11 protein-coding genes are annotated in these 13,027 nt (G+C 42.5%); 1 reads left to right on the top strand and 10 read right to left on the bottom strand.

Annotated elements, in window-relative coordinates:
* The first annotated feature begins 70 nt into the window (after positions 1 to 70).
* The gene (locus tag WCM76_00540; GenBank protein ID MEI6764092.1) at positions 71 to 1,531 is read left to right on the top strand and encodes a leucyl aminopeptidase; all 1,461 of its coding nucleotides are present in this window, start codon (positions 71 to 73) and stop codon (positions 1,529 to 1,531) included.
* Here the strand turns inward: WCM76_00540 and WCM76_00535 are convergent, their stop codons facing one another.
* The 10 genes from WCM76_00535 to WCM76_00490 all read right to left on the bottom strand — a co-directional run bounded on the left by WCM76_00535 (position 1,532) and on the right by WCM76_00490 (position 13,021).
* Positions 1,532 to 1,984 carry a GatB/YqeY domain-containing protein gene (locus WCM76_00535; protein ID MEI6764091.1) on the bottom strand — a complete coding sequence of 151 codons (453 nt, stop codon included), beginning with the start codon at positions 1,982 to 1,984 and terminating at the stop codon, positions 1,532 to 1,534.
* 113 nt (positions 1,985 to 2,097) lie between these two features.
* Positions 2,098 to 3,672 carry a cell division protein FtsZ gene (ftsZ, locus tag WCM76_00530; protein MEI6764090.1) on the bottom strand — a complete coding sequence of 525 codons (1,575 nt, stop codon included), beginning with the start codon at positions 3,670 to 3,672 and terminating at the stop codon, positions 2,098 to 2,100.
* A gap of 190 nt (positions 3,673 to 3,862) precedes the next feature.
* Positions 3,863 to 5,134, bottom strand: a complete 1,272-nt coding sequence (gene ftsA / locus WCM76_00525; GenBank protein MEI6764089.1) for a cell division protein FtsA — start codon at positions 5,132 to 5,134, stop codon at positions 3,863 to 3,865.
* Between the two features lie 88 nt (positions 5,135 to 5,222).
* A complete protein-coding gene (locus tag WCM76_00520; protein MEI6764088.1) occupies positions 5,223 to 6,017 on the bottom strand; it encodes a hypothetical protein in 795 nt (264 codons plus the stop codon).
* Positions 6,014 to 7,396, bottom strand: a complete 1,383-nt coding sequence (gene murC / locus WCM76_00515; GenBank protein ID MEI6764087.1) for a UDP-N-acetylmuramate--L-alanine ligase — start codon at positions 7,394 to 7,396, stop codon at positions 6,014 to 6,016. The genes WCM76_00520 and murC overlap by 4 nt, the downstream gene beginning before the upstream one ends.
* Positions 7,383 to 8,510 carry an undecaprenyldiphospho-muramoylpentapeptide beta-N-acetylglucosaminyltransferase gene (gene murG, locus WCM76_00510; GenBank protein ID MEI6764086.1) on the bottom strand — a complete coding sequence of 376 codons (1,128 nt, stop codon included), beginning with the start codon at positions 8,508 to 8,510 and terminating at the stop codon, positions 7,383 to 7,385. Before murG ends, murC begins: the two co-directional genes overlap by 14 nt.
* Positions 8,485 to 9,681, bottom strand: coding sequence for an FtsW/RodA/SpoVE family cell cycle protein (locus WCM76_00505; GenBank protein ID MEI6764085.1), 1,197 nt, complete (start codon positions 9,679 to 9,681; stop codon positions 8,485 to 8,487). Before WCM76_00505 ends, murG begins: the two co-directional genes overlap by 26 nt.
* Before the next feature lie 20 nt (positions 9,682 to 9,701).
* Positions 9,702 to 10,250 carry a cyanophycin synthetase gene (locus tag WCM76_00500; GenBank protein ID MEI6764084.1) on the bottom strand — a complete coding sequence of 183 codons (549 nt, stop codon included), beginning with the start codon at positions 10,248 to 10,250 and terminating at the stop codon, positions 9,702 to 9,704.
* Positions 10,251 to 10,294: 44 nt separating this feature from the next.
* Positions 10,295 to 11,551: a phospho-N-acetylmuramoyl-pentapeptide-transferase gene (gene mraY / locus WCM76_00495; protein MEI6764083.1), complete on the bottom strand. Its 1,257-nt coding sequence runs from the start codon at positions 11,549 to 11,551 to the stop codon at positions 10,295 to 10,297.
* A gap of 12 nt (positions 11,552 to 11,563) precedes the next feature.
* Entirely contained in the window at positions 11,564 to 13,021 is a 1,458-nt protein-coding gene (locus tag WCM76_00490) for a UDP-N-acetylmuramoyl-L-alanyl-D-glutamate--2,6-diaminopimelate ligase (GenBank protein ID MEI6764082.1), read from the bottom strand.
* Positions 13,022 to 13,027 lie beyond the last annotated feature (6 nt).

Below are 13,027 nucleotides of genomic sequence, written 5' to 3'. Positions count from 1 at the left end.
TTCATTAACCAGCGTTTAAATTGAAAGTAAAATCAATGGAAAAAAGTACTTTTACTTCAAATCTCAAATTATGTTACTGAAAATTTTAAAAAACCGTCCTTCAAATCCCGAAATTTCAAGCATAGAAATCATCCAAAACGCTCGTCAAATAAAGGGTAAAACGGAAGAACAGCTCAACCAACATGAAAGAACATCTATACTTAATCAATTAAATAACGAGCATAAGACGTTAATTCTTATCAATCGGTTGTACAAAGTACTTGGTTTTTTTCATCCTGACGAGAAAAAAAACAGCCCCAATCTTACATTGGAAGAATGCCGCCGAGCGGGCGAAAAGTCGGTTTGCCTTCTTAATGATTTAAAGCTAAAGGAAGTAATCGTTATTTCCGAATCAAAATCGGGAAGTAATGCGCTGGCATTTATTGAAGGAATGCTGCTAGGAAATTATCAATTTATTAAATATAAATCTGAGAAAAAGGCAAAATCCCATAGTCTTCATACAATTTATATAAACTGTGCCGGCATCAGCCAGAAAGACATTGACCAACTTAATATAGTAGCAGACTCTGTGTTTTTTTGCCGGAATCTGGTTAATGAGCCTCAAAGCTGGCTGACCGCGGTGAAATTATCTGAAGAGATTTCCGGTATGGCAAAAAGCAGCGGTGTGAAAGTTGAAGTGTTCAATAAAAGTCGCATTGAGGCATTAAAAATGAACGGACTTCTTACGGTGAATAAAGGCAGCAGCAGACCGCCTACGTTTACGGTAATGGAATGGAAGCCCAGCAATGCCGTCAACAAAAAACCCATTGTTTTAATTGGGAAAGGGGTTGTTTTTGACACCGGTGGCATCAATCTAAAAAGTTCGGCAGGACTCGATGGGATGAAATGTGATATGAGCGGTGCAGCGGCTGTATCAGGTGCTATCTGTGCCATTGCCCGTTTAAAGTTACCATTATATATAATAGGACTATTACCGGCGACCGATAACCGTCCGTCGGGCAATGCATATGTACCGGGCGACATTATAGCAATGATGAACGGCGCAACGGTAGAGGTATTGAATACGGATGCAGAAGGCCGTTTGATATTGGCAGATGCCATTTGCTATGCCGACCTTTTCAAACCGTCGTTATTAATAACCATGGCAACTCTTACAGGAGCAGCGCATGCTGCTATCGGAAAATACGGCATTGTGGCTATGGGCGCCGACAGCAGCAAGGCCGTTGCAGAATTAAAAAAGTGCGGTGATGCCGTCCATGAGCGCTTGGCAGAGTTTCCATTCTGGAATGATTATGATGAGCTGATAAAATCAGACGTTGCTGATATTAAAAATGTTGGCGGTCCCTACGGAGGTGCGATAACGGCAGGAAAATTCCTGGCGTATTTTACCAAACATCCGTTTATTCATCTGGATATTGCCGGACCGGCTTTCGTTGATAAAAAGGACAGCTACCGTGGTCAGGGAGGCACAGGAGTCGGCGTAAGATTACTGGTGGAATTTGCGCGTGTGATGGCAGCAAAAAAAAGCTGATCAGATTCCGAGCAATCGTTTTACGACCACTGAAACGCGTGCGTTGTCAGCTCTTCCGGCGAGTTGCTTTGTGGCAACGCCCATCACTTTGCCCATATCTTTGATGGACGCAGCGCCGGTTTCGGCGATTGCGGCTTTGATTATGGCTTCCAGTTCATCGTCGGGCATGGCTTTCGGAAGAAATTCCTGAATTATGTTTGCCTGAAAAAGTTCAATGTCCGCAAGGTCATTCCGGTTTTGTGAAAGATAAATATCGGCAGTTTCGCGACGTTGTTTCACGAGTTTCTGCAGTATTTTTATTTCAGTTTCTTCGCCCATTTCAGTGCTGCTTCCTTTTTCGGTTTTTGCGAGCAGCAATGCTGATTTAATGGCGCGCAGAGCTTCCAGTTTGTCTTTATCCCGGGCCAACATGGCTGTTTTCACTTCGTTATTGATGGTTTCTTCTAAGGACATAATTGTGTGTATTTTTTATGAATGAACAAAGAAAAACGGGTTGTTCCATCAGCCAATTCGTGCCTTTCGAAACAACCCGTATATTAATAGCCTGATGTGTCAAACAATCGTGCTCAGTCCACGTTATCGTGCAGGTATGAGTTTGACCTGAGCCCCGGTTTTTTATCATCATCTTCGCCCAGTGTATAGCGTGACACTTCTGATTCGGATGATGGATTATTATCAGTAAGAGTAATATTTCTGCGCTGATAAGCGGGTTTTTTCTCAATTTCCTCGAGGCCCGGTTGGGTTTTCAGTTTCATGCTCAGGCTGCGCAGCACATCCATGCGCTCGCGGGCTTTACTAAAAAGTTTAGCATCTTCTTCCGAAACTTCCGTTGCAAGTTTTTCCCTGACAGGGGCGAAAAGGTTATTTATTTCTTCGTTTTTATGTGCTGCGGGTTCAATTTTCTTCAGATAGGGTTCGCGGCTGTCGGGAGTGGGTGTTTCAAATTTGATGTCGCTCTGTTTCACCTGCGGTTCCGGATTCTGCACCGGCTGATTTTGTGTGATTTCAGGGGCTTTTGTTTCTGAAGTTACAGCAGGTGTAACGTCGAGTGTTTCCTTGATAATCAATTTCATTTCGTCTTCCTGAGGTACCGGAGTTACTTTGGCAACAATGGTTTCCTCATCAAGATGAACGATTTTTTTAGCCGGTTTTACGTTAATTCCGTTGTACTGTAGTTCACCTCTGGCAGAAAAACCGGTTGCAATGATTGTAACGCTGATTTTATCGCCCAGCGTATCGTCGGTACCGTTGCCCCATATAATCTCTGCAGTTTTGCCGGCTGCATTCTGAATATATTCGGTAATTTCGGCCACTTCATCCATAGAAATTTCTTCTCCGCCGGATGCGATGTACAGCAGAATATTCTGAGCTCCGGTAATATCGTTATCATTCAGCAAGGGAGAAGTAAGTGCCATTTCAACAGCGTGAATCGCTCTGTTTTCGCCGTCTGCAATACCGGTACCCATAACGGCAACGCCGCTGTTGCGCATAACGGTATTGACGTCGTTGAAATCAACGTTGATGTAACCGATAACAGTAATAATCTCGGCAATGCCTTTAGCAGCGATAGAAAGAATATCGTCGGCTCTTCCAAAAGCTTCAGAAAGTTTCAGGTCACCATGAAGTTCGCGCAGTTTATCGTTGCTGATGATGAGCAATGTGTCAACATACTGTCTGAGGTCTTCTATTCCGGCTTCGGCCTGCTGTCTGCGTTTACGACCTTCGAATGCGAAGGGTATGGTAACAATTCCAACAGTGAGTATGCCTAATTCGCGCGCCACAGAAGCAATTACAGGTGCAGCGCCCGTACCGGTGCCACCGCCCATTCCGGCAGTAATAAACACCATTTTGGTATTGGTAGAGAGTATTTTCTTTATTTCCTCAATGGTTTCAACAGCCGAGTTTTTGCCAACTTCGGGGAGTGAACCGGCGCCCATACCATCGGTAAGGGATGCGCCCAGTTGTATCTTGGTAGGCACGGGACTCATTTCAAGTGCCTGCCTGTCGGTATTGGAGATGATAAAATCTACCCCGTTGATTCCAAGTTTAAACATGTGCGATACCGCATTGCTGCCGCCTCCGCCTACTCCAATTACTTTTATTATGGACGATTGATTGATTGGCTGGTCGAATTTTATCATAGTAGTTCCTTAAAATAAACGTCTAAAAATACATATTAAAGTATGCTCATTGGCGGTTTTCCCCTTACTATTTATTAACTTTTTAATGTTAATACAGGTATTCCCGCTTACTTACAAAACTTTAGCACAAATTGATATGCTGAAAACTTTTTTTGCTGACCCTATTCATCGGCACCTTTGTGCTGATTGATTAGTTTATTCCTTCGTCATCAAAAAATGATTTACTTCTTTTAAAAATGGTGTCGAAAAAGGTACCTTTCACCTTCTGAGAATGTGTGGTGATAGGTTTTTCCTTTTGTTTGATTTTATTGGCAAACTGAAGTCCTTTTATCACCAGACCAATACCGGTTGAATACATAGGAAGTGCCATTTCTTCCGGAACTTTTTCAGAAAGATGTTCGTTCGGGTATCCGATACGGGTGTCCATTCCTGTGACGTATTCGCACAATTGGCCGATATTTTTTAATTGTGCACCACCGCCTGTGAGTACGATTCCGGCAATAAGTTTTTTCTCGTAGCCTGAATTTTTTATCTCGTAGTACACGTGTTCGATAATTTCTTCAACACGTGCCTGAATGATGCTTGCTAAATTTCGCAGCGTAATTTCCTTTGGTGGCCTGCCTTTGAGCCCGGGTATGCTTACAATTTCTTCGTTTTTATTTTCGCTGGCAAGGGCAGAACCAAATTTAATTTTAAGTTTTTCTGCCTGATCTTTTATTATCGTGCAGCCTTCTTTGATGTCTTCGGTAATAATATCGCCGCCCAGCGGAATCACGGCAGTATGTCTGATAATATCATCCTGAAAAATAGCGATATCGGTTGTTCCACCGCCAATATCAACCAGTACCACGCCCGCTTCTTTTTCTTCATCGGTAAGGCATGCATCGGCAGAAGCCAGAGGTTCAAGAATCTGTTCGGCAATTGCGAGCCCGGCTTTGGTCACACATTTATTGATATTTTTCACGGCAGAAACCTGACCGGTGATGATATGGAAATTTGCCTCGAGGCAAATGCCGGACATTCCAATCGGATATTTTATCCCGGTTTCTTTATCAACGATGTATTCCTGTGGAATTACATGGATGATTTCTTCGCCCGGCTGCATGACGAGCTTGTACATATCGTCCACCAGGCGGTCAATATCATCCTGACAAATTTCGGTTTCGAGAGAGTTGCGGATAATGCTTCCGCGATGCTGAATACTCTTTATATGCTGGCCTGCAATGCCCACATTCACAACTTTAATATCAACGCCTGCCTGAATTTCAGCCTCTTTTACCGCCTGTTTGATAGACTCAATAGTGTATTCAATGTTGGATACCACTCCTCGTTTCACACCAATAGACTTGGCAGTGCCGTAGCCCAGGATTTCAATTTTTCCGTACTGATTCTGACGGCCGACAATCACGGCAATCTTAGTGGTGCCTATATCAAGGCCAACGATGATTTCTGATGCTTCCATATTCGCTGAATTAAGTCGTAAAACTAAAGAAATATTGAAAATGTCGGGTTGAATACTTATTGGATTTTGTGCACAATGCACGCAAACCTCAAGAGCAAACCACCTGATTTTTATATTTTATATTAATGGTGTCATACTTTTCCCATCCTTCATTTATCAATCCTTTACGGTAAAATATTATAAGTTTTTCAAATTTATCCTGCATATTATCGGCATCACCAAAAATAATAATATGGTTCCCGACTTTAGGGATGAGTTCCAGTTCGCCAAATTTGTCAACATACACCTGATCTATCTGAGATTTTAAAAAGTCATTATGGTCGATGTACCGAGCCAGACTAAAAATTTTATACAGGCTTGTTTTGCAAATCGCGGAATCGATTTTCTTTTTAGGATTACCAAAATCGAGGTCGGTTGAAGGCCAGTAAATATCGGTAATAAGGCCATTTGCAAACAGCACATAGGCTGTTTTTCCGTTGCCTGCTTTCATCAGGTGTCCGTCTTCGCTGATATAAAATTCTTCATTCATTGCATTTTGTACACGTGCCAATGGTTTGCGCGGTTCAACATCAATTCGTACATGCCCGTTAATGGTAATATAAATCTGCGTGCTTTTCACATAGGGATCGCTGTTAATCGCTTCTTCGAGTTTTCCAATATTGATATCGGCCAGGTGAACGCCGTCAACGGTGTCGCCGAGGCCGTTAAGGTATGAGCGAACATCATTTTCAGAGATAAGCGCATTCTGCGAATTCTGAGCAATAGAGATTTCAACGCCTTTACACGCAGTGCGCCCAAACTTTTTATTCACCACTACCAACAGGGCAAACAGCAATATTGCCACGAATGTCCAGACGGTAAAAACAATTATTTTTCGTTTCATTTACCGTGTATTTTTTGTTTTAATGCGTGTTCTATGGGTTCGACCAACTGGTCTATATCGCCGGCTCCCAGTGTAAGCAATACTTCTGGCAGGTCATTTAATAATTCATCAATAACAGCCTCGCGCCGAAGCAGTTTTTTATCTGGCAACTCAATTTTATCCAATAACATTTTTGAAGTCACACCTTCGATAGGAAGTTCGCGCGCCGGGTAAATATCCATAAGATAAACGCGGTCGAGCAATTTGAGACTTTTGGCAAATTCATCAGCAAAATCGCGTGTACGGCTATACAGATGCGGCTGAAAAATGCCCGTGATTTTTTGTTCCGGGTACAGCTCACGCACGGAGTTGATAAAGGTGCGCAGCTCTTCGGGATGATGGCCGTAATCATCAATATAAACCATTTTGGGCGTGTTGATGTGATAATCGAACCTCCGCTTCACACCGGTATAACTTTCAATTCCTGTTTTAATGCGCTCTTCATCCAGGCCGCAACAAAAACACGCGGCTGCTGCAGCGATTGCATTTTCTATATTATGTCGTCCCGGCACACCGGCAACAATATTTTGAATTATTCCGTTCGGGTGACGAAGATCAAAAATAAAATTCGCATGTTCAATACGGATATTCTCAGCGTGAAAATCGGCGGTACCCGAAGCGGCATAAGTCAGCACAGTCGCGTCTTTCTGTTCGGGAAGCCGCAGCCCTGATTTATGTATCAGAAAGCCTCCTTTCCGAATATTTGCAGCGAATAACGCATATGATTCTTCAACCGTTTCTTTTGTTCCGTAGATATCGAGATGGTCGGCGTCCATAGCCGAAATCACAGCAATATCGGGATGAAGTTTCAAAAATGAACGATCGTATTCATCGGCCTCAACTACGGCAATTGTACTATTTTCAGAGCTTATAAAATTACTGTTGTAATTTTTACAGATGCCACCAATAAAAGCGGTAACAGGGAAACCTCCTTTTTTCAGAATATGACTTACAACAGAAGTTATACTTGTTTTTCCGTGCGTGCCGGCAATAGCAAGGGTTTTCATATCATCAACCAACATTGCCAGGACTTCTGAGCGTTTCCTGAGGGTATATCCGTGTTCCTTTATATAAATAAGTTCAGTATTGCCAACAGGAACGGCAGGTGTATATACAACAAGCTCAGCGTGAGCCGGAATGAGGTCAATGCGCTCTTCGAAATGAACCGGAATACCTTCGGCAATGAGTTCATCCGTCAGAGGCGTTGGTGTTTTATCATAGCCGCTTACACTCACGCCACGGGCGTTAAAGCAACGGGCAATAGCACTCATTCCGATACCTCCGATACCCAGAAAATACACACATTTTAATTCCGGAGTTACCATATTATCCGTTGTCATTTACCAAATCCAAAATTATCTGAGCGATAGTAGCTGCCGCGTCTCTGTAAGAAAGACTAAGAATATTCCGGCGCAATCCTTCCTTTTGTTTTTCATCTTTCACAAGACGTATCACTTCTTTTACAAGATTTTCTCGTGCATCCGCATCTTTAACCAACAGTGCGGCACCTTTATTTACGAGCGCCATCGCATTTTTTGTTTGATGATCTTCCGCAACATTGGGCGAAGGCACCAGTATCACCGGTTTATCAACCAAACATAATTCGCTTATCGCGATGGCTCCTGCGCGCGAAACCACTACATCTGCAACGGCATATGCAAGATCCATTTCCGTAATAAACGCAGAAGCTTTAACACCCGGAACTTTCATTTGGTCAATAGCATTCGCAGCGGTTTCAGCAAAAGATTTCCCGGTTTGCCAGAGTAATTGAATTTTGTTTTCAGGAAATAAATTCAGGCTGTTCAAGATGCTTTCGTTGATAGTTCTTGCGCCCAGACTACCACCGACTACGAATACAATCTTCCGACCGTCTTTCAGACCAAAAAAGTCAAGGCCGCGCTGCCGTTTCCCTTCCAAATCAACCACATCCTGCCTGACAGGATTTCCTGTAAGTATTATTTTTTCTTTAGGAAAAAATCGTTCCATACCCGGATAGGCAACACAAATACGGGATGCTTTTCCCGCCAGCATTTTATTGGTAATGCCGGGGTAAGAATTCTGCTCTTGCAATACCGTTGTAACATGATTTCGTGATGCTGCCTTTAACAGCGGTCCGCTGGCATATCCGCCAACGCCAACTGCAACATGAGGGTTAAAATCTCGAATAATTTTACCTGCATTTCTGGTTGCTGCAATTACTTTGAAAGGAAAACTGAGGTTTTTAAGAGTTAGTCTGCGCTGAAGTCCGGCTATTTTCAATCCAATAATCGGATATCCTGCGGCGGGCACTTTCTCCATTTCCATTTTGCCCAGAGCGCCCACAAATAAAATATTTATTGAAGGCACTTTGGCTTTAAGCGCATTGGCAATAGCAATCGCCGGAAAGACGTGACCGCCCGTTCCTCCACCTGAGATTATTATTCTGATTTCATCCGGCTGCATATTCCTGTTCATTTTCTGTTTTGACCGGAATAGTCTCCGGTTCTTCGTTTTCTTTTTCAACTTCGCGGCTAATGCTAAGCATAATGCCAATTGCAATACTCGTGAACCAAAGTGAGGTACCACCCATACTTACGAGTGGCAGCGGCTGTCCGGTAACCGGAAATAGTCCCGCTACAATTGCCATGTTAATCATTGCCTGAAACACCAGGGTGAAACTGACCCCCAGCACAAGGAGCGCTCCAAATATTTTTTCGCATTTTGTGGCAATCCGAATTGCCCGGAATAGAAGTATCGTGTAAAGCAGCAATATAACAATGCCGCCGATCAATCCATATTCTTCAACAATAATCGCATAAATAAAATCGGAGTATGCTTGTGGCAGATAGTTTCTCTGAGTGCTGTTTCCCGGAAATTTTCCGAAGATTCCGCCTGTAGCAACGGCAATTTTCCCCTGAGTTACCTGATATTCATCATCGGGATTGGTATGCCCACCAATTGTAAAAAATGTTTCAACACGATTTTTCCAAGTACCAACGCGCCCCTGATTGGAAGAATTCATCAGTATCAGAATGAAAATAGACATGGCTAAAACCATGATTCCGCCTAAGTACAAAATGTATTTTGTATTAACGCGTCCGATAAACATAAGGATAATGCAGGTAGCAAAAAGTATGGCCGCGGTTGAAAGGTTTGCAGGAAAAATGAGCATACACACTAACAGAATCGGCACCATGATAGGCAAAAATGCAGATTTGAAATCCTTTATCTGGTCTTGTTTTTTTGAAAGCATCCGGGCCACATAAATTATTAATGCCAGTTTTGCAAAGTCGGATGTCTGAAAATTTATATCGATGACGGGCAGTGTAAGCCAACGGTTGGCGTCATTGATACTTGTTCCGGTAACCAACGTCAGCAATAAAAGAGGGACAGCAATAAACAGGGCAACCTGCGATATTCTGGAATAATGCGTGTATTTAACAAGATGAGAAAGGTACATCAGGCCAAAGCCCATGAGCATAATAGCGGCATGTTTTAGCAAATAGAACTCGGTATTTCCGGCTTTATTACGATATGCAAGTGTTCCAGTAGAACTATACACCGCGAGAATTGAAAACATGGAGAGCAGGAACACTACTGCCCATATAACTTTATCGCCTTTCAGATTCTTTAAAAATTTAAGCATACCGTTGCCCCCGGGCTTTATCAAAGGTCATAAACTGCTTTTTTAAACTGATTACCCCTGTCTTCAAAATTTTTGAATAAGTCAAAACTTGCGCAAGCGGGTGATAATAACACAACATCATCGGCTTTTCCAAGATAATAAGCCTTTTCAACGGCTTCGGTGGCCGAAAGAGCATCCAGAATTTCGGGAACGATATCTTTAAATTCCTCGTGAATTTTAGCGTTATCGCGACCAAGACAAACAATTGCCTTCACTTTTTGTTTCACCAGCACTTTGATTGTGGAATAGTCGTTCCCTTTATCAACGCCGCCAACAATCCATATTACCGGTCGTGTCATGCTTTCGAGGGCATACCACGATGAATTGACGTTGGTTGCTTTGGAATCATTTATGAATTCAATTCCATGCACCCGTGTCACAAATTCAAGCCGATGTTCCGCGCCCTGGAAATCGGTAAGGCTTTCCTTAATTACGTCTTTACGGATATCGAACAGGCGGCCTATAACTCCGGCGGCCATTGAATCGTAAAGTGTTTGTTTACCCTGTAATGCCAGATTTTCTAACGTCATCTTTTCCTTTATTTATTGGCAATTATTTTGTGATTGTATTTTGCTTATCTAATTTTCAATGTTATTACAGTCATGATGGCGAGTATAATTCCAACAATCATGAAGCGTATCACTATTTTTGATTCATGGTACCCAACTTTTTGATAATGATGGTGCAAAGGGGCCATTCTGAAAATGCGGCGACCTTCGCCAAATCTGCGTTTCGTATATTTAAAATATCCGACCTGCATCATTACTGAAAGACTCTGAATGAGGAAAACTCCGCACAGCAGAGGAATCAGCAGCTCTTTGCGAATGATAATAGCAAACACCGCTATAATGCCACCAATAGCAAGGCTGCCTGTATCGCCCATAAAAATTTGTGCAGGATATGAGTTATACCAAAGGAAACCAATGCAGGCCCCGACAAAAGCCGCGATAAATATTACAAGCTCACCAGAATTGGGGATATACATAATATTAAGGTAATCGGCAAAAACAGTTGAACCGGAAACATATGCAAGTACAGCCAGCGTAACTCCGATTATAGCCGACGAGCCTGTTGCAAGCCCATCGAGCCCATCGGTTAGATTTGCGCCATTTGAAACTGCTGCAAGAATAAAAATGACTATAGGAATAAATATTAAGAATGCCCAATACTGATAACCGTCGCCAAGCCATTTCAACAACACCGAATAATCAAATTCATTATTCTTTACGAATGGAATGGTTGTTTTTGTAGATTTAACGGACTCTTTAGAAAAAACGGCAGGAGCATTATCCTGAAAATTCTCGACTTTAAAAATATTTTGTGAAGAAACAAAATCCTGATTGGTTACTTTCTCTTTAATTACGACTGAGTCATTGAAATACATAACAATTCCCACGACTACGCCCAACATCACCTGACCTATGATTTTAAATTTTCCGGCGAGTCCTTTTTTATTTTTCTTGAAAACTTTAATGTAATCATCGAGAAATCCAATCAGTCCAAGCCAAATTGTAGTGATAATCATCAGTATCACATACACATTGTGAAGTTTTGCGAACAGCAGCGTGGGTATCAGGATGGCGGCAATAATAATCAGTCCGCCCATGGTTGGAGTCCCTGATTTTTCAAGCTGCCCGTTCAGTCCAAGGTCGCGAACTGTTTCGCCCACCTGTTTTTTGCGCAGCATGTTTATAATCCGCTTCCCAATTATCAGTGTAATAAATAATGACGTGATGACAGCCATGCCCGCACGAAACGAAATATACTGAAACACGCCGGCACCGGGCATGTCATAAGCTGTTCTTAAATATTCAAATAAATAATAAAACATACTCGTTCAATTTTAATCTTCATTCAAAAATGCAGTAATCACTTCTTTGTCGTCAAAAGGATGCTTCACTCCATTAATTTCCTGGTATTTTTCATGGCCTTTTCCTGCGAGCAGGATGATGTCGCCGGGCTGCGCCATAATGCATGCGGTTTTAATTGCTTCACGACGGTTGGTAATTGACAGTACATTCCGTGCAGCTTCAGAATCCAGCCCATTTGTCATATCGGTAAGAATGGCTTCAGGATCTTCAGAACGCGGGTTATCTGATGTAAGGATAACTTTATCGCTCAGTTCGGCTGCAATTTTTGCCATTACCGGTCTTTTGGTTGAATCGCGATCGCCGCCCGCACCCACGACGGTAATAATATGTTCGCCACCGGTACGTACACTGCGAATTGCCAACAAAATATTTTTCAGTGCGTCGGGTGTATGCGCGTAATCAACAATGGCTGTGATTTCCCTTTTTGACCGTATGTATTCAAATCGCCCTTCGACAGCTTCAAGGCGACTGAGCACCATAAGCACTTCACTTTTTTCCTGCCCCAATAAAACGGTTGCACCATAAATCGCGGTCAGGTTGTATGCATTAAACTCGCCAACCAGGCGGCAGTATACATCGCGCTGATCAAGGGTAAGATGCAGTCCGGTGATTTGATTTTCCAATATCCTGCAGTGGAAATCAGCAACATTCTGCAAACTATAAAAATACTTTTTGGCCTTTGTATTTTGCACCATAACATCGCCATTACGGTCATCGGCATTTACCAGTGCGAAGGCTGTTGAGGGCAGCTGATCAAAAAATAATTTTTTCGCTTTAATATAATTATCAAACGTTTTGTGATAATCAAGATGATCATGCGTAATGTTGGTAAAAATGGCGCCGGCAAATTCAAGACCTGCGATACGTTCCTGAACAACGGCATGTGAACTTACTTCCATGAAACAATACTGACAACCGCTTTCAACCATTTGAGAAAGCAGATGATTGAGTGTTACAGGATCGGGAGTGGTATGTGTTGATGGAATATCGGTGTCGTTGATTTTGTTTCTAACAGTCGAAAACAGCCCGGATTTGAAGCCCAGAGCACGGAACATATTATAAAGCAGTGTCGCAATGGTTGTTTTACCATTTGTGCCGGTAACTCCAACCAAATGAAGCTTTGAAGAAGGGTTGTTGAAAAAATTAGATGATATATACCCCAGAGCACGGGCGCTATCAGGAACTACGATGTATGTAATATCATCTTCAATAAACGTTGGGATTTCTTCGCAAACTACCGCCACAGAACCGTTAGCAATGGCTTGTGGAATATAAATATGGCCATCAACATTGGTTCCTCTAACGGCAACAAAAAGACTATTTGCTTCTGCATTTTTCGAATTGAGGCAGATTCCGGCAATTTCAATATCAGTAGAACCCGTTATTTCTACGGTTCCTGCTTTATACAATATGTCCTTTAATAGTTTCAATGCTTC

It is taken from the genome of Bacteroidota bacterium, assembly GCA_037133915.1.
Taxonomy (GTDB): Bacteria; Bacteroidota; Bacteroidia; order Bacteroidales; family CAIWKO01; genus JBAXND01.
The sequence above is the reverse complement of the archived record's forward strand: the minus strand, read 5'-3'. Positions and strand labels throughout refer to the sequence as shown.